Origin of the sequence: Nonomuraea bangladeshensis (assembly GCF_039529455.1) — a bacterium.
Taxonomy (GTDB): domain Bacteria; phylum Actinomycetota; class Actinomycetes; order Streptosporangiales; family Streptosporangiaceae; genus Nonomuraea; species Nonomuraea bangladeshensis.
Window position 1 is genome coordinate 635,277 of the sequence record NZ_BAAAMV010000009.1, and the last position, 24,912, is coordinate 660,188.

Here is a 24,912-nt window from a genome sequence, read left to right on the forward strand (position 1 = left end):
TGCGCCGATTTCAGCGCGGCGACAGCAGATCAGCCGGCACGCCGAGTTGCTCGGCCGTGAAGCGGGCGAGCAGGCCCCGCGCCGTCTCGGCGGACATGCCGCTGTAGCCGAGCGTGTTGCGCACGGCCAGGCTCTCGGAGATGGCGACGTACCGCTCGCACACCTCGCCGAGCGGCGCGACCGGCGTGAACGTGCCGTCCGCCACGCCCGCGACGAACACCCCCATCACCGCGTCGGCCCACCGCCGCGACATGCGTACGCACTCGTCGAGGAAGGCCGGGTGACGCCTCACCCGCGCCCACATCTCCAGCCACAGCAGGTACTCCTCGAAGGCGCCCTGGTCGCCGGGGATGCTGAGTTCGAGCAGGTGGCGCAGTTGGCCGATGGTGCCGACGTTCTCGTCGAGCAGGCGTTGCAGGGTGACGTGCAGCTGGTCGCCGGCCCAGCGGAAGGCGGCCAGCAGCGCCTCGTCCTTGCTCCTGAAGTAATAGTGGATGCTGGCGTTCGCCACTCCCGCCTCGCGGGCGATGTCGGCGATGCGGGTCGCCTCGATGCCGCGCTCGGCCATGAGCCGGCAGGCCGCGACGCGGATGCGGTCCTCGGGGCTCCCGGGGTCGGGGGTCCGGCCCGGCCTGGTGCGGCCCTGCTCCTTCCAACGGCCGGCCAGCCTTCGCAGCAGGTCGGCGTCGTCGCCGCCGGCCTGGAGCACCTCGTCGATCCGCCGGGTCATCCGCCAGGCCCGCCGGTAGTCGACGCCCAGCGCCCCGGCGACCCGGTTCGGGCGCGCCTTGCCGGGGGAGTCCAGCATCAGCACGACGGCGTCGAGCCAGGCGGCGAGCGGCACGGGGGAGCCGGCGAACGGCGTGGTCGAGGCCGGGTAGACGTGCGCGCCGCAGCTGTCGCACGCGTACGCCCGCCGCCGCGAGACCCTGTGGAACGAACGATCGGCGGCGCACCGGCGGCAGTAGGGCGTCCGGCCTTCTGGGGCGTGGACGGCGCTCCACAGCAGCGCCAGCGCGGCCTCCTCACGCCCGGCGTCCGTCACGGACGTACTTGCTTCTAAAGGTATTTTCACACTTCCGGCTCTCTGTAAATACAAGGTAGAACGTTCCTTGACAAGCCATCGCAGCGAATGGAATTGTTTCCGGCACCAAAGATATACCTGCAGAAACATTGGAGAAACAAATGGCGGCGCCGTTTCGTGACGATCTCCGGAGCGCGCCCACGGCCTGGACGGGCGGCGATTCACCGGCGGCGGCCTTCATCACCGGGCTCACCTGGGAGCGGTTACCGCGCGAGGTGATCGACCGGGCCGTGATGTGCCTGATCGACACGCTCGCGGCCGTGCTCGCCGGCCGGGCGTCGAAGTCCGCGCTCGTGGCCGACGACCTCGCCCGCGCCTGGTGGCCGGCCGGCCCGGCGACCTCGATCGTCAGCGGCAGCCCGCTGACCACCGGCGGCGCCGCCTTCGCCAACGCGGTCGCGGCCAACGCCGTCGACATCGACGACTGCGGCATCTACACCTGGGGCCATCCCGGGGCCCAGGTCGTCCCGACCGCGCTCGCCCTGGCCGAGGAGCTGCGTCTCAGCGGACGCGAGCTGATCACCGCGATCGTCGTCGGCTACGAGACCGCCTTCCGCGCCGGCCGCTGCGTCAACCACGAGCAGAGCACCGTCCACTCGGCCGAACGCACCTATCGGGCCTGCGGCTCGTGGGGCGCGGTGGCCTGCGCCGCGATCGCCTGCCACGTCCACGGGCTGGACCAGATCACGACGCGGCACGCGCTGGGCATCGCCGAGTACGACTCCCCCGATCTGCCGATGATGCGCGCCATCGACACCCCTGGCATGGTCAAGCACGGCGTCGGCTTCGGCGCGCTCACCGGACTGCTGGCGGCCGACCTCGCCCGGCGCGGCTTCACGGGGATCGAGCCCAGCCTCGACCTCCCACGTTTCCGCCCGTACGTGGACGACCTGGGCAGCGACTACTACCTGCCCCACGGCATCACCTGGAAGCGGTACTCCAGCTGCGCCTGGACCCACCCCGCCCTGCTCGCCGTGGAGAAGCTGCGCACCGAGCACCCCCTGCCGCCCGCGGACATCGCCCGCGTCGTCGTCGAGACCTACCCCGACGCCGCCCGGCTCGGCACCCGGCTGCCGGAGACCACCGAGGAGGCCCAGTTCAACCTGGCCTGGCCGGTCGCGGCGCTGCTGGTCGACGGCCGGGTCGGCCCGGACCAGATGGCCGACTCCCGCCTCGGCGCGCCCGAGGTCGTCGAGCTGTGCCGGCGGATCGAGGTGGTGGTGACCGACGACCTCACCCGCCGCTACTACCTCTCGGAGGTCAACGACCCGGAGGGCAGCGACTCCGCCGTGGTCACCGTCACGCTGACCGACGGCACCGTGCTGTCGTCGGGCCGGGTCGACCACATCCTCTACCCCGAGCCCGGCTGGACCCTGGACGAGATGCGGGACAAGTTCACCTGGCTGGCCTCCGGCCGGATGGCGCCCGAGTCGGTTCCCCGGCTGCTGGAAGCCCTGGAGGGCGTGGAATCCGCCGACGACAGCTCCGTCCTCCTTCGGGACCTGGCGTCGTCTCTGACACCGGTTGGAGCCAACTGATGAGATCACTTCGCCGGCGCGGCCGGTCGACGTTTCTGAGCGTGGTGGCGATGGTCGTCGCGCTCGGCGGCTGCGCCCTGGCCGCCGACCCGCCCGCCCCCGAGGTCGGCGGCAAGGAGAGCGCCGCCCCCGCCCCCGCCGCAGCGACGCCCGCGGCCGACCCCGCCCTGCACGACCTGCTGCCCGAGCGGATCAAGTCGGCCGGTGTCATCCGGGTCGCCAGCAACATCCCCTATCCGCCCTGGGAGATGTACACGACGGCGGGCGGCCAGCAGCCCACGGGCATCGACTACGACCTCTCCCAGGCCCTCGCCGCCAAGCTCGGCGTGAAGGCGTCCTTCGACCAGACGGCCTTCGACAGCATGATCCCCGCCGTCCTGGCCGGCAAGGCCGACATCGTCATGGCGGGCATCTTCGACACCCCGAAGCGGCGCGAGTCGCTGAGCTTCGTCGACTACGCCAAGGACGGCTACTCCCTGCTGGTCGTCAAGGGCAACCCCCAAGGTCTGAAGGACGTCACCGACCTGTCGGGCAAGACCGTCGCGGTGCAGAGCTCCACCTCGGAGGAGGCCGCGATGAGCAAGCTGAGCAAGCGGTTCGAGTCGGAGGGCAAACCGGGCGTCACGGTCCTGGCGTTCCCCGGCGACAGCGAGGCGTTCCTGGCGATCAAGAGCGGCAAGGCGACGGCCCGCGTGCAGGCGACCTCCGCGGCCGCGTACGCCGCCAAGACCTTCGAGGACGGCAAGGCGTTCGAGCTGGTCGAGGCGCCCTCGATCACGGCGGAGTTCGGCGGCGGCATGGAGGGCATCGGCGTCCCCAAGGCGGACACCGAGCTCAGGACGGCGCTGCAGAAGGCGCTGCAGGCGCTGATGGACGACGGGACCTACCTGAAGATCCTCTCCCGGTATGGCGTGGAGAACATCGCGTTGACCAAGGCGGAGATCGACCAGGGGACCGACTAGGGCACCCGCGAGAAGGAGAAGTGTTGTGACCTCCTTGGCATCCGCCGACGCCACCTCGGCCCCGGCCGGGCAGCGGCCGCCTCCCGTCGCCGTGGTGCCGGTCCGCCGGTACGGCCGCTGGGCGGCGGCGGCACTGGTGGCGTACGTCCTGTTCGCCCTCGGCTGGTCGTTGTGGCACAACCCCAACCTCGACCTCGCCTCGATCCGGCAGTACCTGTTCGCGCCCTCGATCCTGCACGGCCTCGCCGTCACCATCGAGCTGACCCTCGTGGCCATGGTGATCGGCGTCGCCGGCGGCGTGCTGCTCGCGGTGATGAGGCTGTCGGACAACCCGGTGCTGTCCGGCGTCGCGCAGGGTTACATCTGGTTCTTCCGCGGCACTCCCCTGCTGGTCCAGATCATCTTCTGGGGCTTCCTGGGCGCGCTCTACCCCAACCTCTTCCTCGGGATCCCGCTCACGGGCATCGTGTTCGGCTCGGTGCCGACGAGCTCGCTCATCGGCGCGGCCACCGCGGCGGTGCTGGCGCTGGCCACGAACGAGGCCGCGTACTGCGCCGAGCTGGTCCGCGCGGCGATCATCTCGGTGGACGGCGGGCAGCGCGAGGCGGCCATGTCGCTCGGCATGTCCTCGGGACGCAGGATGCGCTTCGTCATCCTGCCGCAGGCCATGCGGGTGCTGATCCCGACGCTCGGGAACGAGGCCATCTCGATGCTGAAGATGACCGCGCTGGTCTCGGTCATCTCCGGGCGGGACCTGATGACCAGCGTGCAGCAGATCTACCAGCAGAACTTCAAGATCATGCCGCTGCTGGTGGTGGCCTCGCTGTGGTATCTGCTGCTGACCTCGGTCCTCAGCGTCGGACAGCACTACGTGGAGCGCTACTTCGGCCGCGGGTTCGGCGTGAAGCCCTCGGCCGCGGCCGAGCGGCGAGCCCGGCGTCGCGCGGCCGCCCGCGCCAAGGCCAGGCCCACGCCCGAGCTCGTGCCCGACGCCCCGAAGGAGAGCACGGACGACGGCGAGCCGATCATCCGGGTGGAGCAGGCGTGGAAGTGGTTCGGCTCCACCGACGTGCTGCGAGGGGTGAACCTCACCGTCCGCCCCAGGCGGACCCTCGTCCTGCTCGGCCCGTCGGGCAGCGGCAAGTCCACCCTGCTGCGCTGCGTCAACGCCCTGGAACGCCTGGACTCCGGCCTGGTCGAGGTGGAGGGCCGGCGGGTCGGGCTGCGCGAGGCCGGCGGGCGGCTGCACGAGCTGACCGAGGCCGAGCTGTGCCGGCAGCGGGTCCGTATCGGCATGGTGTTCCAGCGTTTCAACCTGTTCCCGCACATGACCGCGCTGGAGAACGTCACGCTCGGCCCCCGGCGCGTACTGGGCCTGTCCCGCGCCCAGGCCGAGGCGGAGGCCGAGCGGCTGCTGACCCGGGTCGGCCTGCGCGACAAGCTCGATTCCTACCCGTCACAGCTGTCCGGCGGGCAGCAGCAGCGGGTGGCCATCGCGCGGGCCCTCGCGATGAAGCCGCACGTCATGCTGTTCGACGAGCCGACCTCGGCCCTCGATCCCGAGCTGGTGGGCGAGGTGCTCGACGTCATGAAGGACCTGGCCCGGCAGGGCATGACCATGATCGTGGCCACCCACGAGATCGGGTTCGCCAAGGAGGTCGCCGACACCGTCGCCATGCTCGACGGCGGTGTCGTCATCGAGTCGGGCCCGCCCGGGGAATGCCTGGTGGCGCCGAAGGAGGAGCGCACCAAGGCGTTCCTGTCGAAGGTCCTCGGATGACCCCCGCTCGTCATCACGTTTCCTGGAGGTTTGAGCAGTGCCCGAGGTCATCGTCGTCGGCGCCGGCGTCATGGGCGCGTCCACCGCGTTCCACCTGGCCGAACGCGGCGCGCGTGCGGTCACCGTCGTCGACGCGCGGCACGCCGGGGAGGGCATGAGCAGCCGCTCGTCGGCCCTCGTCCGGATGCATTACACGTTCGAGCCGGAGGTACGCCTCGCGGTCGACAGCCTCGCCTTCTTCCGGGAGTGGCCGGAGCGGGTCGGGCGGCCTTCCGTGCTGCGCGAGTGCGGGTTCGTCCGGGTCGTCCAGCCCGGCGAGGCCGACCTGCTGCGCAAGAACGTCGAGATGCAGCGGGCCTGCGGGGCCGAGGCCGAGGTGATCACCGCGGCCGACGTGCTGGAGCTGGAGCCGCGCTGGCGGGTGGACGACGTGGTCGCGGCCGCGTACGAGCCGCGCGCGGGCTACGGCGACGGCGCGGTCGTGGCAGGCGATCTCCTGTCCCGCGCGCGGGAGCTGGGCGTCGCCTACCGGCCCAACACCCCCGTACGCTCGCTGCTCACCGACGCCGGCGGCCGGGTGCGCGGGGTGCGTACCGACACCGGCGACCTCATGGCCGACCTGGTCGTCCTGGCCACCGGCGTGTGGACCCGGCCGCTGCTCCGGGCCGTGGGCGTGGATCTGCCCATCGAGCCCGAATACCACGAGGTGGCGGTGCTGCGGGACGGGCCCGATGGGCCGGCGTCCAGGATCGCCTGCATCGACTCGGGGACCCGTACGTACTTCCGCCCGGAGGGCGGCGGCCTGCTGCTCGGCGACTTCGTCGGCCCGCGCGACGGGATCGACCCCGACGACTTCCCGCAGACGCCGGGCGAGGAGAGCGTGGTGGAGCTGGTCGGGCGGGCCGCGCGCCGCGTTCCCGCCCTCGCCGAGTCGGGCATCAGCCGCGGCGTGACCGGCGTGTACGACATGTCGCCCGACGCCCGGCCGATGCTGGGCCCGGTGGCCGGGATCGAGGGACTGATCGTGGCGGCCGGCTTCTCCGGCATGGGCTTCAAGATCTGCCCGGCGGTCGGCCGGGCCCTCGCTGAACTGGCTCTGGGAGAGCCGCAGACCGTGGACGTCTCCGCCTTCACCCCCGACCGGTTCGCCCAGGGACGCCCGATCAACCCCCCGTACGGCTACGACGACGACTGACGGGCGCTGTACCGCAGGAACCCGGCGACCTGCAGCACGCCGATGAGCGCCACGCTCGCCACCATCGCACACCACAACCCCGCCAGTCCCCCGGCCTCGGCGGCCGGGGTCATGGCGAGCGTGAGCAGGCCGTACCCGGTGCCGGTCGAGGCGAGTTGCCAGGTCGAGCGCCTGAGCCCGACCAGCCCGTACGCCACCACGATCCCGCAGTTCCCCACCAGGGAGAAGGCCACCAGCAGCGGCACCAGGCCACCGGCGAGGCCGAGCACGGCGGCGTCCGGCGTGAACGCGCCGAGCACCGCCCCACCGGAGAGCAGCAGCACGAGCCCGCCCACGAGCACCCCGGCCGCCGCGATCGTGACGGCCGCCCCGCTGACGCGCCGGGCCTCCCGGGGCGAGGCCGCCCTCGCGATCTCCGGCGTCGCGGCCTGCGCCGCCGCGAAGGCCGCCAGCCCCAGGAACCCGTCCAGCGCGATGAGGATCGCGTGCGCCGCCGCCCCCTGGACCCCGGTCCGGGCGGCGGTGTACGCCACCCCGCCCAAGACCATGAACTTGATCACCAGCGTGGCGGACATGGGAACGCCCACCTTGGCCATCCGGACGATCCGCCGCGCTCGCGGCCGCCCCGGCCACGGCGACGCGCCCGTCAGCCGCACCAGCACCCCGTTCGAGACGGCGACCGCGACGCCGGTGGACCCCAGCAACGCGACACCGATCCCTTGAACCCCGACCCTCGGCACGAGAACGAGCGACAGCGCGACCTGCGTGCCCGTGCCCGCGAGGCCGGACCAGAGCACCAGCCGGCTGCGTCCGAGCGCGACCAGCACCCCGTTGGCGCCGCTGCCCGCCGCGAACAGCAGCACGTGCAGCGCCAGGAGCAGCGGCAGCAGCCCGAGCTCCGCCACCGCCTCGTCCGGCGCCCCGCCCGCCCGCGCGATGGACGGCACCGCGAGCATGACCCCGGCGCCCACCGTGCCGAGCCCGAGCGCGAGCCACCGCGCGTCCTTCAGCACGGCGACCGCCTCGGCGGGACGGTCGCGGTGGACGGCCACGAACGGCGCCGCCCCGCGCAGCCCACCGGCGACCGCCGCCGTGACCGGGTTCAGCACCGCGCCGGCCAGCGCGAACGCCGCCAGTTGGGCGGTCGCCTGGTGCCCGAGCAGCGACGTGCCGACGAGTTGCGCGACGACCCCGGCGCTCATGGACCCGAACAGGGGAACGGCCGCACTGAGAATCGTGCGATGAGGGGAAGGCATGAAAAGCAAAATCCCGGGCGGCCTCACCGCTCGGGACAATGATCATTCTACACCCGATCGCACGCGTCCACAGCTCGATTCAGCCGTCGTTCGATCGCCCGTGGGTGGCGTCCGAGCGAGGACCGGGCCTCCGCCAGGGCCATGACGGCCTGACCCATCGCCTCGCTCTGCCAGGCCGCCGGCGGGCGGGCGACGGAGAACAGCCGCTCGCAGAGGCCGGCGATCCGCGCGTACGGAGCCAGGGTCGCCGCCGGCTGGGCCTCCGGCGCCACCGGTCCCGCGTCCGGCGGGAACGCGCCCGCCTCGACGAGGTCGCGCAGCGGCGCGGACTCGTCCTCCAGCGACTCCTGGAACGCCAGCACCTGGTCCAGCAGCTCCTTGCCCCGGTCATCGCCCCGGTCATTGCCATGGTCGCCGCCGCGCAGCTTCTCGACGGTCGCGTCCACGACCTCGCGCAGGTCCTTGCGCAGCACCCGCCCGGACAGCAGGGCGACCGTGGCCTCCTCGCCGTCCTTGAGCTCGCGCTTGAGGTCCACGCACGCGCGGGCGGTCCGGATGAGGTCGCGGGCGTGGCCACCGGACCAGGCGTGGCAGAACAGCACGAACACGTTGGAGAACTCCCGCGCCCGCCGCGACAGCAGCGTCTGCGACTCCTTCAAGGAGAGCGGGCCGACGCCGATGATGGTGTCGAAGGCCGAGTCGAACACGTCCCTCACCGGCACCCCCCGCGCGGCGAAGTTGTGCATGGCGTCCGTGGAGACCGAGAGGACGAAGTGGGCCTTGGCGACGTGGAACAGGTCCTTGAGCCCGTTGATCGCGTCGACGGCCTCGGCCGGGTTCGCCAGCTTGTCCAGCTCGTCGACGCAGATGACCACGGGCTTGCTGCTCAGCGCGAGCAGTTGGTCGATGAACTGCCGCAGCGCCTGGACCGACTCGGCGTGGGTGATCTCCCGCTCGGTCCTGGAGAGCTTGCCGCCGCCGTCGAAGCCGGTGCCGCCGACCTTGAGCGCGGCGCCCGCGCTTCTCTCGACCGTCGTCGACCAGCGCAGGAACTCCAGTTGCTGCAGGCAGAGCTCACGGACGGTCCGGGGCGGGACCGTCAGCCTCGTCCGGCTCTGGAAGAGGACCCAGCCCCGGCTGAGCATGAACCCCATGATCAGCGCGCCCAGGACGACCGCGGCGAAGCCCGCCCAGCCGAGGTCGAGCGCGTCCGGCACGGGACGGTTCTTGTCGTAGATCCATAACGTGATCATGAAGAACAGCACCACGGACGCGAGCAGCGTCCGCAGCACCGCGCGCAGCGTCGGCGCCACCATGCGGTGCCGGATGAGCGCCGCCTCGCCGGGTTTGAGCCCGACCTGTGCCAGCTCGTTGTGGATGAGGCGGGTGAACTCCACTGCGGAGTACTGCACCGGCGCGCTGACCAGGGCGACGTGACAGTCCAGGTCCTTGTCCAGCCGCAGTTGCCGCATCAGGGTCGTCTTGCCGGAGCCGCGCGCTCCGGCCAGGCCGATGGCGGAGGACTCGTGCTCGCCGATGAAGGTGCGCAGCCGTTCGTAGGTGCGGGACGGGATGGTGTCCTGAAGGTGGAGCTCCACCAGCGCGGGAGCCTCGGACGTGCGCAGCGTGCCGCCCCAGCGCACCTCGTCGTCCTCCAGCTCGCTGATGAGGAGGCGGATCAGGGCGCGCAGCGGCGCCACCAGCGCCCTCCGCAGCTCGCGGGCGGCGTTCACGCCGCGCCGCCGGATCGCGGCCCAGCGCGCGGCGACGGCGATCGTCCCGAACACGGCCAGGCCGGACGCGAACGTGACGTTGGCCGTCCGCGTCCGGAACGGCGTCCCGTCGCTCCACAGAGCGGCCGCGAGGATGAGAAAGGTGGCCACGAGAAAGGCGAGAACGGCGACGACCCGGAGGCGGAGCAGCGCGCGGCGGGCCTCGCCGACCACCGCGATCTCTTCGCCCAGCAGCGCGGAGAGATCGTCGGACCGCTGCCGGACGTGATCGAGTATCGCGCGGTGCTGGTCGCGTCTGTACGCCAGCTCGGCGTCGTTCTCCAGCAACTGGCGGGCGGCCTGCTCCAGCTCCTCGGGCGACAGCCGATCGACCTTTTTCCGCATTCAGGTCACCATAGATGCAGTCGTGAGTCAGGGGGGTAAAAGGCGTTTCTTACGCCCGAGATTGTCTCCGCCGAGGACTTCTGACGCCAGACATAGCATGATAGAAGACTTTCTTGGATGATTGCGGCATTACCCAGCCGGATTTCATGCCAAGCCACCGTCAGGCAGAACACACATTCGCCTGCGGCGGCAGCGGATACGGGAGATCATGATTCGACAGGAATCGGCGTCGGCGGGAGTCTCTTCGTGACCTCCTACGAAGATGGGCCCTGGGTCGGCCTCCGGCCTTTCCGCAGGCCGGACGCGGCCCGTTTCTTCGGACGTGACGCCGAGAAACGCGAGCTGGCCGAGCTCTGGAAGAAACATCGGCTGACCCTGCTGGTCGGCGACTCGGGTGTCGGCAAGACCTCCCTGTTGCATGCCGGTGCGGCTCCGTACGCGGCCGCGAGCGGAGCTCGGGTGGTGCCGGTCGGCGACCTCGACTACCGCAGGTCCCTGCCGGCTCCCGTGGTCACGGCCCGGGGCCGCCCGCTCTTCGCGCTCCTGTCCTCGTGGCAGCCCGAGGAGGAGGACGCCGCCCGCAGCGTCGGGCTGACGATCCGCGAGTTCTTCCAGCGGGAGACCAGGAGGGCGGGGCGCGGCACGCCGATCCTCGTGGCCGTGGACGGGGCCGACCGGATCCTGCGGCGTCCGGCCGCCGCACTGCCGGACCACCGCCGCGTGCGCGCGGAGCTGGAGACGGCGCTGCGGGCGTTCCCCGACGTCCGGCTGCTGCTCGCCGTCCGGCCGGACTCCGTGCAGGAGGCGGGCGACCTCGGCGTGGCGCTCGGCCTGACCCCCGCGCGGTACGACCTGCCGCCTCTCGACCGGCCGTCCGCGATCGACGCGCTCACCCGTCCGCTGCTCGGCACCCACCTGCAGTTCGAGGAGCTCGTGCCGGAGCGGCTGGTCGACGCCCTGGCGGTCGAGCACGGCACGACGGGCGGGCGCGTGGAGCCCGTCCTGCTGCAGGCGCTGTGCGCCCAGCTCTGGGCCGGGCTGCGCGACGGCGGCGGCCTGTCCGTCGTCGCGGAGAAGGTGCTCGACGACGTGGACGCGGCGCTGGCCGACTACTGCACCCGCACGCTGTTCACGCTGACCACCGACCACAACCTGCCGACCTGCGAGATCGGCGGCTGGATGCGGCGCACCTTCACCAGGTCGCCGGACGAGCGGTCCCCGTACGAGGCCGTGCCGGCACCGCGCAGCGCCCGCCCCAAAGAGATCACGGACACCGTCGTCCGCGCGGTGGAGGACCGGCATCTGCTGAAGTACTGCCGGCTCACCGGCGACGACGGCCTCCAGCTCCAGCACCCGCGGCTGGCGCGGGCCCTCCAGCGGCTCGGCGAGGCGCCGGGGCCGCAGCCGGAGCCCACCGCGGACGACCTGCTGCGCGAGTGCGAGCAGGCGATGTCCGCCGGCAACCTGCGGCTCGCCGAGAAGTACGCGCGCGCGACGCTGGAGAAGGACCGGCGGGCCCACCACGACGCGCACACCGCCGCCCGGATCGTCCTGGGCGACATCGCCTACCTGCGCGGCGACCACGGCGCGGCGTGCGAGGCCTATGAGACGGCGCTGCAGGACAAGCTGATGACGGACCGCAGGTCGCCCGCCGTCATGCACCTGTACGCCGCGATCGCGCGCCTGCACCTGCTCCAGGGGGACGCCGACCGCGCCCTCGGCGCCGCGCGCTCGGGCCTGCTGAACCAGGCGGCGGAGTCCATCGCCAGGCTGGAGGTGGCGCAGGCCCACTGGCGGGCGAACCGCCACAAAGCGGCGGTGAGAGAGCTGAACGGGCTGCTGGAGCGGGATCCGAAGCACTGCGAGGCCCTGCGCATCCGCGGCGAGATCCACGCGGACTGGGGCAACTCACAGCTGGCCGTGGCCGACCTGAGCAGCGTCGCCACCGCGGCGCCGCCCTCGGCCCGCGCGGCGTACATCATGGCGGCCAATGTGCCGGTGGCGCGGAGCGAGGTCGAGGAGCTTCGCGAGGAGGGGCGGGCGCACGGCCTGGTCCTGGTGTTCCTGGCCCAGGCGGCGGACCGGCGCGGCGACCGGGACCTCGCGGCGGAGCTGGCCGAAGAAGCGCTCCAGGCGACGAGCCCGCGCCTGTTCCGCCATCACGAGAAACCGATGGGGAAAATTGCCCGCAGACAGTGACTAAAGGGCGATTTCCGCCCGAATGGGACGTTAAGCGCGTTACTGATAGTCGATGGAGTTGCTGAATCCGGCCACGACTTCGGTGTCGCGGGGGTCCGGCGACATCAGGCTCCGCAGCGCGTGGGCGAACGCCGAACTGTCGAGCTCATCGAGGTCGCGAAGGGACAAATCGGAGCAATCAGGCAGCTGACCTGCCAGGTCGTTCTGCTGCTGCTCCATGAGGGACTCCCAGCTCGATACATCATGGTGCTATGTCCGGGCCAGCATACAAGCTGAGCCTCCGCGCCTGACACCGGGGCTCGTTCAAAGGCCAGCACTAAAAGGTCATGGCCGGGCCCGAAGGAACCATTTACGATAGCGAAATCTTGCCCGACGTTGGCATTGAAATCCGCGATCCGGAGGTGTCCCTTATGACCGGTACGCACCAGAGTGAGGTACGACGGTCAGGCACCCCGGAGGTATGGGGCAAGGTGCCGCCCAGGAACAAGAACTTCACCGGCCGGGAAGAGCTCCTGGAGAAACTGCGCGCCGGGATGACCGCCGGCACCACCGGTCAGGTCACGGTCGTGCTCCCCCAGGTGCTCCCCCACGCCCTGCACGGCCTCGGCGGCGTCGGCAAGACGCAGATGGCGGTCGAATACGCCTACCGCTACGGCAACGAGTACGACCTCGTCTGGTGGATCTCCGCCGACCAGCGCGTGCTCATCCGCTCGTCGCTGGCGGCCCTGGCGCCCCACCTCGAACTGCCGTCGGCGGCGGCGGTCGGCGTCGAGGACGCCGCCAACGCGGCGCTGGACGCGCTGCGGCGCGGCCAGCCGTACGACCGATGGCTGCTCATCTTCGACAACGCCGACGAGCCGGAGGAGATCAGGGACGTCATCCCCGACGGGCCCGGCCACGTCCTGATCACCTCGCGCAACCACCGGTGGGAGGACGTCGTCGAGGCCGTGCCCGTCGACGTCTTCAGCCGCAAGGAGAGCATCGCCTTCCTCACCAAGCGGGTGCGCCGCGCCCTCGCCCCCGAGGACGCCGACCGGCTCGCCGAGCAGCTGGGGGACCTCCCCCTGGCGCTGGAGCAGGCCGGCGCGCTCCAGGCGGAGACGGGCATGCCCGTCGACGAGTACATCGAGCTGCTCAACGAGCACACCGGGCAGCTGCTCAGCGAGGGCAAGCCGACCGAATACCCGATCTCGATGACGGCGGCGTGGAACCTGTCGGTGAGCCGGCTGAGCGAGCGCCGGCCGGAGGCCATCGACCTGCTGCGCTGCTGCGCCTTCTTCGGCCCCGAGCCGATCCCGCGCGACGTGTTCAGCCAGCGGGTCAGCGGCCTGAGCCCGCGCATGAGCGAACTGCTCGCCAACCCGATCAAGCTGAGCCGGTCGGTGGGCGAGCTCGGCCGCTTCGCCCTCGCGCGCATCGACCCGGGCAGCCGGACCATCCAGGTGCACCGGCTGATCCAGGCCCTCGTCCGCGACGAGCTCGAACCGGAGGAGCGGGACGAACATCTCGCGGACGTCCACCGCCTGCTGACCGGCCTGCAACTCGGCAACCCGGAGGAGTCGGTCAACTGGGGGAAATACGGCGGCATCCTGGGGCACGTCGTCCCCTCCCGGGTCCAGGAGAGCCGCGACGTCAAGGTCCGCGACTTCGCGCTCGACCTGGCCCGCTACCTCTACATGTCGGGCGACGGCTTCGCCCACCAGTTCGTCAACCTCTTCATCGACCAGTGGGAGCGCGACTCCGGCCCCGACGACCCCCACGTGCTCAAGGCATACCGCGAGCTGGGCAACATCCTGCGCCAGCTCGGCAGGTACAACGAGGTCTACGAGCTCAACCAGCGCACCCTCGCCAAGATGCGGCAGGTGGGCACGCCGGAGGACGAGCTGCTCAACCTGGTCAGCGGCATCGGCGCCGACCTGCGCGCGCGAGGCGACTTCAGCGCCGCGCTGGAGCACGACGAGGACTCCGTACGCCGCCACGAGGCCGCCTTCGGCCCCGACGACCCGCGGACCCTGCGCGCCAAGAACAACCTGGCCCTGGACTACAGCCTCACCGGCAGCTTCCAGCGGGCGCGCGAGCTGCACGAGGTCGCCTTCATCGGGTTGCAGGACGCGCAGGCGGGCGCGGCGACCGTCCTCGTCCACTGGAACTCCCTCGCCCGCGCGGTCCGGCTCACCGGCGACTACGCCGAGGCGAGCGACCTCGGCGAGGAGGCCCTCGCCTACGGCCTCGAATACCTCGGCGGCGAGCACCCCGCCTACCTCTGGACGGCGAAGGACCTCTCCATCGCCTGGCGGCGGCTCGGCGAGCTCGACCGGGCGCTGGAGATGTGCGCCGACGTGCACGGCCGCTACGTGCGAAGGTACGGCCTCGACCACCCCGACACGCTGGCCGCCGCGATGTCCCTCGCCAACGTCCAGCGCAACAACGGCCAGGAGCAGGAGGGGCTGGAGCTGGCGGCCGACACCGTGGCGCGCTACCCCCGCGTGTACGGCACCAACCACCCGTACGTCCTCGCCTGCACCGGCAACCTGGCGCTGCTCCACCGCACCTGCCAGGACCCGGAGCGGGCCCGCGCGGTCAACGAGGAGACACTCAACGACATCGAGCGCCACCTGGGCCGCGACCACCACTACTACCTGACCGTGGCGACCAACCTGGCGAGCGACCTGGCCGAGCTCGGCCACCACGAGGCGGCCGTAGAGCGCGGCCACGACACCTACCGCCGGCTGCGGGAGCTGGTCGGCCCGGACCACCCGGTCGCCCTCGCCTGCGCCGCCAACCTCTCCGCCGACCTCAAGCGCCTCGGCACGCCGGAGGCCGTCGAGGAGGCGGAGCGGCTGAGGGAGGACACCCGCGAGAAATACGCGCACCGCCTCGGCCTCGAACACCCCGACGCCGTCGCCTTCCTCGAAGGGCGGCACCTGGACCTCGACTTCGACCCGCCGCCCATCTGACCGGGACGACGCCCAGGGCCTACGGCGCGGCCGGGGCGGGCACCTGCCCGGCCGGCGGCTCGCCGTTGCGCGCGCGCCAGCCGGCCAGGTGCCGGCCGGCCGAGCCCCGGGCCCGGAGCGTCGCCTCGGCCGGGACGTCCTCGGCGCCCATCGCGGCCATCACGTCCGCCATCCCGGCGGCGAACACCTCGCCCTCGGGGGTGAGCCGCCCGCTCGCCCGCAGCGTGCGGATCACCGCGTCGGTGCCCTCGCGCCACCGTACGAACTCCGTGTGCGCCCGCAGCAGCAGCTCGTCCGGATGCGGCTCGCGCCGCTCGACCTCCCAGAACGCGGCGATGGCCAGGTGCGCGTACGCGCCCTGGAGCAGGCCGCCCAGCGGGCGCGGGTCCTCCCGCCACGGCGCGTAGTAACGGCTGCCGTCGTCCGGCCGGGTCAGCGGGATCAGGTCGAGCAGGCCGCTCAGCTTCGCGTGCTGGGACTCGTGGGCCAGGGTCACGGCGAAGGAGTGCGGATCGGGCGGCGTGGACAGGCCGATGTTGCCGAAGGCCAGTTTGGAGGTCGCGCTGGCGGTGCCGTCCGCCGGGCCGATCAGCGGGGTGAGCGCCTTGACCACGGCGTCGGTCTCCTCGGCGACCAGCGGGTGCCGCTCGACCAGGATCTCCCACGCCGGCTGGAGGGTGGTGGCCCACCGGTGCAGGTCCGCCTCGCTCAGCCGCTCCTCCAGCCGCCGCGCCCCCGGCATCCGGCCCGGATCGACGTCGTCCACGACGAACTCGACCGCCACCCCGCGGTGCTCGGCGCGGATGCGGCGCAGGCCCTCCCACGAGGGGCCCTCGCCGACGCGTACGGTCACGCCGCCCGCGCTGATCTCCGCCTCGCCGTCGGCGATCCGTACGACGGCGGTCCGCGCGTCGCCCGGCACCACGGCCCGCCCCAGCGACGGGAGCACCACCGTGCCGTCGAGCACGGGCACCTCGACCGTCGCCGCACGCCCGGCCCGGATCGCCGCCACCGCCGCCAGCGACGCCATGACCGCCGGATCCTGCCAGGCGGCCGGCGGCGCCTCGCCCGCGAGGGCCTGGAGCGTACGCAGCCCCCAGGACCCCACGGTCGGGTAGCGCAGCACCGCCCTGACCACCTCGGGCGCGGCCTCCTGGAGGTCGGCGAGCAGGTCGTAGGCATGCCGGACCCGCTCGACGTCCTCGGTGGCGAGGTCGCGGACCCCGCGCAGGAGCAGCAGGCGTTTGCCGTCCTGCGCCGCCCACAGGCGGCCGACGGCGTCGCGGCCGCCCCCGCCCGAGGCGAGCTCGGCGAACACCTTCTGGGGCAGCAGTAGCGGGGTCAGCCTCATGACGTGGAGTGGCCTCTCTGCGGATCGGTGAGCTGCGCGGACGCCTGGCGGCGCCGGCGGCGCTCGCGTACGGCGGCGAGGTCGTCGCTCACCGCGTGCTGGACGTGCTTGATGAGCCGGAAGAGGTCGCGGCAGTAGACGCTGGGATTGGCGAACCCGGTGCCGGGGCGGTAGCGGTGGGGGTAGAGCCCGGCGCCGCACACCCGCCTGATCTCGCACGCCTGGCACTCCGGCGCGAGCGCGCGCTCGCCGATCTGGCGGGCGGCGATCGGCGGCAGCATGAGCGCCGTGTCGAAGGCGCCGGCGTCGCCGACGTGCAGCGGCGTGCGCGTCGCTCCGTCGTAGGCCGACTTGAGGCTGTCCACCTGCTCGATGCCGCCGTCGGTCTCGATCACGACGACGGCGACCGCGGACAGCCCGACGGTCTCGCTGCGCGAGGGGCGGCCGAGCAGCAGCCGGATGATCTCGTCGAACAGCCGCAGCCGCGTCTCCCGCTCCGGCGCGCGATACCAGCGGTCGAAGACGGCGACGAGCCAGTCTCCGTAGGGGGTGTCCTCGCTGTCCGGCAGGCGGCCCGGCGGCGGGGTCTCCCAGGTGCCGTGCGGCAGCAGGAGGTCCACGGCCGGCGGCCCGTACGCCAGCAGCGCCTCGTACGTGCCCACCGGATCGTTGCGCAGGTCCACGGTGCACAGCAGCCCGCTGAACAGGTGACGGAAGGCGGGGGAGACGAGCCTGGTCAGCCCGGCGTCCACCCGGTCGAAACTGCCCTGACCGGCCGGTCCGCGGCGGTGGCGGTCGTTGGCCTCGCGGTCGCCGTCGAGGCTGACCGCGACGAGCACGCCGAGCTCGTCGAACAGCTCCAGGAAGGCGGCGTCGAGCAGCACGCCGTTGGTCTGCACCTGGACGTTCACCGTCACGCCGGGATCGACCGCGGCGCGGACGGCGCTGACCGCGTAGCGGAGGTGGTCGACGCCGGCGAGCAGGGGTTCGCCGCCGTGCAGGATCACCTCGACCTGGGACAGGCGGTTCATCCTGGCGTGCTCGGCGATGCGGGCCGCGGCCGCGTCGATCGTGGCCTGCGACATGCGCCGGGGCTGGCGGCGCCAGCCCTGGTCGGCCATCTCGTACATGTAGCAGTAGGTGCAGGCGAGGTTGCACCTACTGTGGATCTTGAGTACGAACTGCTGGAAGGGCGTCGGGCGCCAGCCGCTCTCCAGCAGAGCGCCGATGTCCAGCCCCGAGGGCCATTCCGGCCGCGCCTCTTCGGACTGCGAACTCACGCCCGCCCTTTCCCTGGGGAGCTCCGAGCACCTGCGGAACGCCGCGATCCTAGCGCTCACGGGCAGGCGTCGCCGGACTTACACGCAGGCCGCCAAGCCCTGAACCGCGGGACTTTTCGTCACACCTGTCACATAGCTACGATCGAGCACCAATCCGAAGTGAGGAGAGTCCGCACGTGGCTGAATCAGGCAGGGGCGGGCGAGACGCGGCCGAGACCGCAGGCGACGACAACAGCTCGGACGGCGCTCGTCCGCGGCGGCTGGCCGGCGCGCGCCGGCTCCCTCTGCGTACGGTGCTGCTCATCATCGTGTTCGTGCCGAGTCTGACCTTCACTCCGCTGCTGGCCTCGGGCATGTACCAGCTCTCGTCCCAGTGGCGGGCGGAGCGGGCCCAGCTCGACCTCGCGACCGAGACCGCCGGCAGGCCCGCGGCGGCGCTCTTCCTCGACCTGCAGAAGGAGCGCAGGCTCACGGCCGAGGTGCAGGCCGCCGCCGAGCCGCGCGTCCGCGACCAGCTCGTCAAGCAGCGGGCGGCGACCGACGAGTCCGTACGCGCCTTCCGCTCACTCGTCGGCCAGGACTTCGCCAACGGGCAGGAGGGGCTGCCCGAGGCCGTCGCCGCGGCCGACCGCGTGCTCGCCTCCCTCGGCGCGGAGCGGCGGGCGGTGGACGCCGGCACGTCCACGGCGAGGAAGGCGTTCGACTACTACAGCCGCCTCCTGGTGGCGGACCTCGGCGTGCTCACCACGCTCAGCCACACCGACGAGGGCCAGGTGAACAGCCGCGCGCAGATCATGATCGACCTGTTCTGGGTCGTGGACACGATCGGCCGCGAGGACGCCGTGCTGGCCCGCGCCTGGAAGACGGGCCGGCTGACCAGGGACGACTACGCCGTCGTCACCGATGCCATCGGCACCCGTACACATCTCCTGGAGTCCAGGATCATGCCCGCGCTCACCGGCGACGAGCTGCGGCACCGCTCGCTGATGACGAGCCAGGCGTGGAACGCCCTGGTCGCCCAGGAAGCGCGCCTGGCCACCGGCGGCGACGACGCGAGCGGCCAGGTGGCGGTGCGCGGCGACGCGGCCGCCTGGCGCACGTCGGCCGACGCGGTCACCGCCCAGGTGCTGGACCTCCTCAACCTCCGGCTGGAGACCGTACGCGAGCTCGGCTACGGCCACGCCCGCATGCTGTTCGTCGTCTTCGTCAGCATCAGCAGCGTCGGCCTGCTCGCGCTCGGCCTGGTCATCTTCACGAGCTGGCGGCTCACCTCCGTCCTCCGGCGGCGAATCCTCCGCCTGCGCGAGGAGGCCCAGGAGCTCCAGGAGCGCCTGCCCGAGGTCGTCGCCCGGCTGGAGCGCGGCGAGGACGTCGACGTGGACGCCGAGGTCCACCTGGTCGAGCCCACGCCCGACGAGCTCGGCGAGCTGGGGGAGGCGCTCAACCAGGCCAGCCGCAGCGCGGTCCTGACCGCCGTCCGGCAGGCCGAGCAGCACCGCGGCTTCCAGCGGATGCTGCAGCGGATCGCCCGGCGTACGCAGATCCTCATCGGCCTCCAGCTCAAGAAGCTCGACGAGCTGGAGCGCAGGCACGAGGACCCGGAGGTGCTGGAGGGCCTGTTCGACCTGGACCACCTCACCGCCCGGCTGCGCCGCTACGAGGAGAACCTGGTGATCCTCGGCGGCGGGCAGCCGCAGCGCCGCTGGCGGCGGCCGGTTCAGCTGCTCGACGTGCTGCGGGCCGCGCAGGGCGAGGTGCAGGACTACCGGCGGATCACGATCGACGTCGAGGGCGAGCCCTGGGTGGCCGAGCGCGCGGTCGGGCCGCTGGTCCACGTCCTCGCGGAGCTGATGGAGAACGCCACCGCCTTCTCCAAGCCGCTGACGCCCGTCGAGGTGCGGGCCTCGCCGGTCAGCCGCGGCGTCGCGGTCGAGATCGAGGACCGCGGCCTCGGCATGGAGCCCGAGCAGTACGCGGCCGCCAACGCCCTGATGAAGTCGCCGCCGCAGCTCGACGTGATGACGCACGCCGACGACGTACGCCTCGGCCTGTACGTCGTCGCCCGGCTCTCGGCGAACCTGGGTCTGCAGGTGGAGCTGCGGCCGTCGGCGTTCGGCGGCGCCCGGGTCATCGTGCTGGTGCCGGAGACGCTGGTGGTGGAGCGCCCCCAGGAGAGCGCCGCGCCGCCCGCCGAGGAGCCCCGCCCGGCGGCGACCGGTCCCCGGCCCCGTCCCCAGGACGAGGCCGCGCGGGAGAACGCGGCCGCCGGCAACGGCCTGCCGAGCCGTACCAGGGGCCGCGCGCTGGCGAACGTGGCGGCCTCGCCCGTTCCCCCGCCGCCCGACCCGGATTCCGGCCGTCGTCCGCTGCCGCAGCGCGTACGCCAGGCCAATCTGGCCGAAGAACTCAGGACCCCGGCCACCCCGGATCCGGACGAGACAGACGAACAGCGGCTTTGGGCCTGGGGCGACCGGCCCAGCCGCTCCGGCGCCACGATCGGCGCCTTCCAGAGGCAGTCCCGCCTGCGCCGCGGCGACGACGACACCTCACCGCACCGGCCGAACGGGTCCCCCGAGCCCGGCTCCCCTACGACGGAAGATCGATGATGACGCAGCGAACCACCGCCACCAACGCCGACCTGGACTGGCTGCTGGACGGCCTGGTCGATCGAGTCGCGGGCACCAAACACGCCATCGTGCTGTCGGACGACGGCCTGGTGATCAGCCGCTCCCGGTCCATCCAGCGGGCGGACGCCGAACGACTCGCCGCCATCGCCACCGGCCAGCAGAGCCTCGCCCGCGGCGTCGGGCAGCTCTTCAGCGGCGGCCTGGTGCACCAGGTCATCATCGAGATGGCCGAGCTGTGGCTGTTCATCACGGCGGCGGGACGCGGCACGCACCTCGCCGTGGTCGCCTCCCAGGAGGTCGACGCCGAGCTGATGAGCGTCGCCATGCACACCCTCATCCAGCAGGTCGGCCAGAAGCTCGGCGCCGACGCCCGCGCTCCGGAGGCCCGCGACATCGGGGGACACGGATGAAACACTGGACGGAGGGTTTCGACGACGACGACGCCGACGAAACCCTCGTCCGTCCCTACACGATCACCGGCGGGCGCACCACTCCCGAGCGGGACGACCTCGCGCTGATCACCCTCGTGACGACGGTGTCCGACACCTTCCCCGAGCCCGGCCGCGGCCCGCGCCGGCTCCAGCCGGAGCACCGCCGGATCGCCGTCCTGTGCCACCGGCCGATGGCGGTGGCCGAGGTGGCCGCCGCGCTCGACCTGCCGGTGTCCGTCACCAAGATCCTCATTGGCGACCTGATCGAGACCGGGCAACTGCGCGCCCGGCCTCCGATGGCCTTCGCGCACGCGAACGGCCTTCCCGACATGGAAATCCTCAAGGCGGTGAGGGATGGGTTACGCGAACTCTGACCACGGGGACACCGCTCCCCTGGCGGTGAAGATCCTCGTCGCCGGCGGTTTCGGGGTCGGCAAGACGACCATGGTCGGCGCGGTGAGCGAGGTCGAGCCCCTGCGTACGGAGGAGTACCTGACCCACGCCAGCGTCGGCGTCGACGACCTGGAGGGGCTCAACGGCAAGACGAGCACCACCGTCGCGCTGGACTTCGGCCGCATCACGATCAACCGCGAGCTGGTCCTCTACCTGTTCGGCACGCCCGGCCAGGAGCGGTTCTGGTTCATGTGGAACGACCTCGTCAACGGCGCGATGGGCGCGGTCGTCCTGGTGGACACCCGGCGGCTGGACGTCAGCTTCGCCTCGATCGACTTCTTCGAGAGCCGCGGCATCCCGTTCGTCGTGGGCGTCAACTGCTTCCACGGCGTCAGGGACCGCGCGCCGGAGGAGATCCGCAAGGCGCTCGACCTCGACCCACAGGTGCCGCTCGTGCTGTGCGACGCCCGTGACCGCCGGGCGAGCCGGGACGTGCTGCTCGCGCTCGTGGACCACCTGATGGCGGCGCACTCGCGGCCGGCGACGCCGGGCTCCTAGCCGTACCGGCTAGGCGTACCGGCCGCGCGACGGGGCCTCGACGGCGGCGGCGAGGTCGGCGGCGAGCGGCGCGAGGTCGGCCGGGCTCAGCGTGGAGACGGTGACGCGGATCGCGGGCGGCGTACGGACCCGGTTGCGCGCCCCCGGCGCGGCGGCCCAGCCCCGGGCCAGCAGGCGGGTGATCGCGGCGGACTCGTCGGCGACGGGCACCCACACGTTGAGCCCGGTCCGGCCGTGCGCCCGCACGCCCCGCCCGGCCAGCGCCGCCACCAGGCCGTCCCGCCGCTCCCGGTACGACGCCGCCACGGCCGCCGTGTCCACCGCCCCCGTACGCCAGAGGTGCGCGACCGCCCGCTGCAACAGGTGGCTCACCCAGCCGACGGCCAGCCGCTGCCGCCCGCGCAGCCGGTCCAGCGTGGCCCGGTCGCCGGTGACCGGAGCCAGCCGCAGGTCAGGGCCGAACGCCTTGGCCGTCGAACGCACCAGCACCCACCGGGACGTGACCCCGGCCAGCGGGTGCAGGGGCACGTCCACGAAGCCGTCCCCGTGGTCGTCCTCGACGAGCAGCACGTCGGGGTGCGCGGCCAGCAGCTCGCGCAGGGCCGCCGCGCGGGCGGCGGTGACGGCGGCGCCGGTCGGGTTCTGGGCGCGGGCGGTGACCACGACGGCCCGTACGCCGGCCCGCAACGCCCGGTCGAGATCGTCGGGAAGCGGCCCTTCGTCGTCCACACGCACCGGCACCGGCCGCAGGCCCAGCACCGCGACCAGGTCGAGCAGGGACGACCAGCCCGGGTCCTCGACGGCGACCGGGTCGCCGGGACGCAGGGCGGTGGCGAGGACGCGTTCGACGGCGTCGAGGGTGCCCGAGGTGATCGCCAGATCGCCGGGCGGCACGCCGTCGCCGCTCAGGCGGGCGGCGGCCAGGGCGAGCAGGTCCGCGTCGTCGTGGGTGCCGTACATCGCGGGCCGCTCCTCATGGGCTCGGGCGGCGGCGGCGAGCGCGTCGTGCAGGGGCGGCAGCAGGGCCGCGTCGGGATTGCCCTTCGACAGGTCGCGTACGCCCGGCGGCACCTCGATGCGGATGTCCTCCCGGGTGGTGCTGGCCGGACGCGGCCGGACGCGGGTGCCGCGCCGCCCGGCGGTCTCGACCACGCCGCGCTCGCGCAGCAGCCGGTAGGCGGCCGCCGCCGTGCTGGGGCTGACCCCGGCCTGCTGCGCCAGCTCGCGGATCGGGGGGAGCGGCGAGCCCGGCGGCAGCCGTCCCTCGGAGACGGCGGTCTCGATCCCGGTGACCAACTCGCTGGCTGTCTCGCCGACGATCCGATATTTTTCTAGCACAAAAGACATTATGTACTAATACAAAGGAGTTCGGGTGCTTATTCATCCTTGGGACGCGGCCCTCGACGCGGACGAGTGGCGGTCCTGGCTGCGTACGCGTGACTTCGGCCTGCTGGCCGCGAACGGCGCGCAGGGCGGCCCGCCCGTGGTGGTGCCGACCCACTTCCTGCTGGACGCGGGCAGCGGCGAGGAGATCGTGCTGCATCTGGCCCGGCCCAACCCCATCTGGGCGGCGCTGGAGGCCAACCCGACCGTCGTGATGAGCGTGCACGACGACTACGCCTTCATCCCGTCCACCTGGCGCGCCGACTCCCCCGGCACCGGCGTCCCGACCAGCTACTACGCCTCGGTGCAGCTCACCTGCACGGCCCGGATCGTGGACGACAAGGAAGGCAAGGCCGACATCCTGCGCCGCCAGCTCGCCCACCACGAGCCGGACGGCGGGTACGGTGTGGTCGCCGCCGACGAGGGACCGTACCGCAAGATGTTGTCAGCCATCCGTGGGCTGCGGCTTGAGGTGATGGGCGTCCGGGCCAAGTTCAAGTACGACAGCCACAAGCCGGTCGAGCTCCGCGAGCGCGTCGCCGCCGCGCTGGCCGAACGCGACCTGCCGGGCGACGCGGGCGCGCGGGCGCACCAGCTCAGGAGGATGGGCACGCAGTAGGGCGAGCTTTCCCACACACTGTGGATAACTCACCCTTCCTGTGGATAACCACTCCCCGTAACGCCGCATCCCCAGCCAACCCCTCACCCCGGCCCACCGCGCCCAAAACCGGCTCCGCACGCACGTCCTCCCAGTACAGACCGGACGCGCAGATATCCACAGGATGATCGGCCGGCCGCGCCGAACCCCTTTCCCCGCCGTCCTTTCCGGGCGACCTCGTCCGTGCACAGCCTGTGGACGACGGGGGACTTGCCTACTCCACCCACCACCATCCGTCACCCAGCTCCCGGACCGGCCGCCCCATCCCTCCCTCCGCCGTCGGCACGAGCCGGCCGGCGTCCGGCGACGGCCCCAGGTACGCGATTCCCGCCCCGCTCTCCCTCCGCCACTCGTCCACGAGAACCGGCAGATAAAGCCCGCCATCCAGCACCCGGACCTCCCCGCCGACCGACACGTACGCCATCCATCCCGGCGGCTCGACCGGCCGGCCCTCCCGGTAGTCGGCGGCCAGCTCGGCGAACGCGTCCCGCTGCGCCCACATGACGCCGTCGACGAACGCGGTCCGCCAGTCCACCGCCCACACCCCGGCACCCCCCACGCTCGCGGCGACCAGCACCACCGCCGCCCGCGCGTACGCCCGTACGGACAGGCGCAGGATGACCGCGACGAAGGTCCACAAGCCGCTCCACAGCCAGCCGAACCCCACGACGAGCAGCGCCCCGAACCACCCCATCTCCCGGTGGAGGGGAATCTGCAGCCAGCTCGCCGCGACCAGGAACATCCACCCCAGCACGGCCATGAGAACAGACATCCGCACGAACGGATCGTCCCAGCCTCACTGTCGCCTGATCAGGACTTTCACCGTCTTCACACAGAACCCGCACATCTGAATTCTCGATTTGGAGGTTGACAAGCGAACCCTCATCCGTCATCCTGAAAATGCGACCGGATAGATGGGTCTGCGTTAGCGTGGACAAAATTAGGCAGAGCGAGTACGCTCATGCTTCCACGCTCCCCTTGTGACGCCTCGTGCTGCCCGCTCGCATCCCGAGGTCGTCTGGCGTGCGTGTAGTCAGTCCGCCGCGAGCCCTCGGAAGGACATCTGTTGGCAGCCTCGCGCAACGCCTCCGCCGTACCCGCTGGTCCCCGTCGCGTGTCTTTCGCGCGTATCCAGGAGCCGCT

Annotated in this window: 19 protein-coding genes; 11 read left to right on the forward strand and 8 right to left on the reverse strand. The window is 72.2% G+C overall.

What is annotated here, in order from left to right; genetic code table 11:
* Positions 1-10: 10 nt before the first annotated feature.
* Positions 11-1,045 (reverse strand): TetR family transcriptional regulator, encoded by a 1,035-nt coding sequence (locus tag ABD292_RS32430; RefSeq protein WP_344214020.1) that lies wholly within the window; start codon positions 1,043-1,045, stop codon positions 11-13.
* A 140-nt stretch (positions 1,046-1,185) separates the two neighbouring features.
* Between ABD292_RS32430 and ABD292_RS32435 the strand changes: the two genes are divergently transcribed.
* Genes ABD292_RS32435 through ABD292_RS32455 form a run of 4 tightly spaced genes read left to right on the forward strand, consistent with a single transcriptional unit; the run spans position 1,186 to position 6,559 of the window.
* Complete coding sequence (locus ABD292_RS32435) at positions 1,186-2,622, forward strand: MmgE/PrpD family protein (RefSeq protein ID WP_344214022.1); 1,437 nt, start codon at positions 1,186-1,188, stop codon at positions 2,620-2,622.
* Entirely contained in the window at positions 2,622-3,584 is a 963-nt protein-coding gene (locus ABD292_RS32440) for an ABC transporter substrate-binding protein (RefSeq protein ID WP_344214024.1), read from the forward strand. Before ABD292_RS32435 ends, ABD292_RS32440 begins: the two co-directional genes overlap by 1 nt.
* A 25-nt stretch (positions 3,585-3,609) precedes the next feature.
* Positions 3,610-5,364 carry an amino acid ABC transporter permease/ATP-binding protein gene (locus ABD292_RS49050; RefSeq protein WP_425565206.1) on the forward strand — a complete coding sequence of 585 codons (1,755 nt, stop codon included), beginning with the start codon at positions 3,610-3,612 and terminating at the stop codon, positions 5,362-5,364.
* Between the two features lie 37 nt (positions 5,365-5,401).
* Positions 5,402-6,559, forward strand: a complete 1,158-nt coding sequence (locus ABD292_RS32455) for an NAD(P)/FAD-dependent oxidoreductase (protein WP_344214026.1) — start codon at positions 5,402-5,404, stop codon at positions 6,557-6,559.
* On the opposite strand, the gene ABD292_RS32460 is transcribed toward ABD292_RS32455, so the two are convergent.
* Both ABD292_RS32460 and ABD292_RS32465 read right to left on the reverse strand, forming a co-directional pair.
* The gene (locus tag ABD292_RS32460) at positions 6,544-7,761 is read right to left on the reverse strand and encodes a polysaccharide biosynthesis C-terminal domain-containing protein (protein WP_344214028.1); all 1,218 of its coding nucleotides are present in this window, start codon (positions 7,759-7,761) and stop codon (positions 6,544-6,546) included. The genes ABD292_RS32455 and ABD292_RS32460 overlap by 16 nt on opposite strands.
* A gap of 101 nt (positions 7,762-7,862) precedes the next feature.
* Entirely contained in the window at positions 7,863-9,932 is a 2,070-nt protein-coding gene (locus tag ABD292_RS32465; protein ID WP_344214030.1) for a P-loop NTPase fold protein, read from the reverse strand.
* Between the two features lie 246 nt (positions 9,933-10,178).
* On the opposite strand from ABD292_RS32465, the gene ABD292_RS32470 reads away from it, so the two are divergent.
* Positions 10,179-12,131, forward strand: coding sequence for a tetratricopeptide repeat protein (locus tag ABD292_RS32470; RefSeq protein ID WP_344214032.1), 1,953 nt, complete (start codon positions 10,179-10,181; stop codon positions 12,129-12,131).
* 39 nt (positions 12,132-12,170) lie between these two features.
* Here ABD292_RS32470 and fxsA read toward each other — a convergent pair whose 3' ends face one another.
* Positions 12,171-12,350 carry an FxSxx-COOH cyclophane-containing RiPP peptide gene (gene fxsA, locus ABD292_RS32475; RefSeq protein ID WP_344214034.1) on the reverse strand — a complete coding sequence of 60 codons (180 nt, stop codon included), beginning with the start codon at positions 12,348-12,350 and terminating at the stop codon, positions 12,171-12,173.
* Positions 12,351-12,541: 191 nt separating this feature from the next.
* Between fxsA and fxsT the strand changes: the two genes are divergently transcribed.
* Positions 12,542-15,088 carry an FxSxx-COOH system tetratricopeptide repeat protein gene (gene fxsT / locus ABD292_RS32480; RefSeq protein WP_344214036.1) on the forward strand — a complete coding sequence of 849 codons (2,547 nt, stop codon included), beginning with the start codon at positions 12,542-12,544 and terminating at the stop codon, positions 15,086-15,088.
* A gap of 19 nt (positions 15,089-15,107) precedes the next feature.
* On the opposite strand, the gene ABD292_RS32485 is transcribed toward fxsT, so the two are convergent.
* Both ABD292_RS32485 and ABD292_RS32490 read right to left on the reverse strand, forming a co-directional pair.
* The gene (locus ABD292_RS32485) at positions 15,108-16,439 is read right to left on the reverse strand and encodes an HEXXH motif domain-containing protein (RefSeq protein ID WP_344214038.1); all 1,332 of its coding nucleotides are present in this window, start codon (positions 16,437-16,439) and stop codon (positions 15,108-15,110) included.
* On the reverse strand, positions 16,436-17,719 hold the full coding sequence (locus ABD292_RS32490; RefSeq protein ID WP_344214040.1) for an FxsB family cyclophane-forming radical SAM/SPASM peptide maturase: 1,284 nt from the start codon (positions 17,717-17,719) through the stop codon (positions 16,436-16,438). Before ABD292_RS32490 ends, ABD292_RS32485 begins: the two co-directional genes overlap by 4 nt.
* A 176-nt stretch (positions 17,720-17,895) precedes the next feature.
* Here ABD292_RS32490 and ABD292_RS32495 point away from each other — a divergent pair, with 176 nt between their 5' ends.
* Genes ABD292_RS32495 through ABD292_RS32510 form a run of 4 tightly spaced genes read left to right on the forward strand, consistent with a single transcriptional unit; the run spans position 17,896 to position 21,728 of the window.
* Positions 17,896-20,325: a sensor histidine kinase gene (locus ABD292_RS32495; protein WP_344214041.1), complete on the forward strand. Its 2,430-nt coding sequence runs from the start codon at positions 17,896-17,898 to the stop codon at positions 20,323-20,325.
* Positions 20,325-20,756, forward strand: coding sequence for a roadblock/LC7 domain-containing protein (locus ABD292_RS32500; protein WP_344214090.1), 432 nt, complete (start codon positions 20,325-20,327; stop codon positions 20,754-20,756). The genes ABD292_RS32495 and ABD292_RS32500 overlap by 1 nt, the downstream gene beginning before the upstream one ends.
* A complete protein-coding gene (locus ABD292_RS32505) occupies positions 20,753-21,151 on the forward strand; it encodes a DUF742 domain-containing protein (RefSeq protein ID WP_344214043.1) in 399 nt (132 codons plus the stop codon). Before ABD292_RS32500 ends, ABD292_RS32505 begins: the two co-directional genes overlap by 4 nt.
* Complete coding sequence (locus tag ABD292_RS32510; protein ID WP_344214045.1) at positions 21,132-21,728, forward strand: GTP-binding protein; 597 nt, start codon at positions 21,132-21,134, stop codon at positions 21,726-21,728. The genes ABD292_RS32505 and ABD292_RS32510 overlap by 20 nt, the downstream gene beginning before the upstream one ends.
* Before the next feature lie 9 nt (positions 21,729-21,737).
* Here ABD292_RS32510 and ABD292_RS32515 read toward each other — a convergent pair whose 3' ends face one another.
* Complete coding sequence (locus tag ABD292_RS32515; protein ID WP_344214047.1) at positions 21,738-23,066, reverse strand: aminotransferase class I/II-fold pyridoxal phosphate-dependent enzyme; 1,329 nt, start codon at positions 23,064-23,066, stop codon at positions 21,738-21,740.
* A 34-nt stretch (positions 23,067-23,100) separates the two neighbouring features.
* Between ABD292_RS32515 and ABD292_RS32520 the strand changes: the two genes are divergently transcribed.
* Positions 23,101-23,730 carry an FMN-binding negative transcriptional regulator gene (locus ABD292_RS32520; RefSeq protein ID WP_344214049.1) on the forward strand — a complete coding sequence of 210 codons (630 nt, stop codon included), beginning with the start codon at positions 23,101-23,103 and terminating at the stop codon, positions 23,728-23,730.
* Between the two features lie 253 nt (positions 23,731-23,983).
* Here the strand turns inward: ABD292_RS32520 and ABD292_RS32525 are convergent, their stop codons facing one another.
* Complete coding sequence (locus ABD292_RS32525) at positions 23,984-24,547, reverse strand: hypothetical protein (protein ID WP_344214051.1); 564 nt, start codon at positions 24,545-24,547, stop codon at positions 23,984-23,986.
* Between the last annotated feature and the right edge of the window lie 365 nt (positions 24,548-24,912).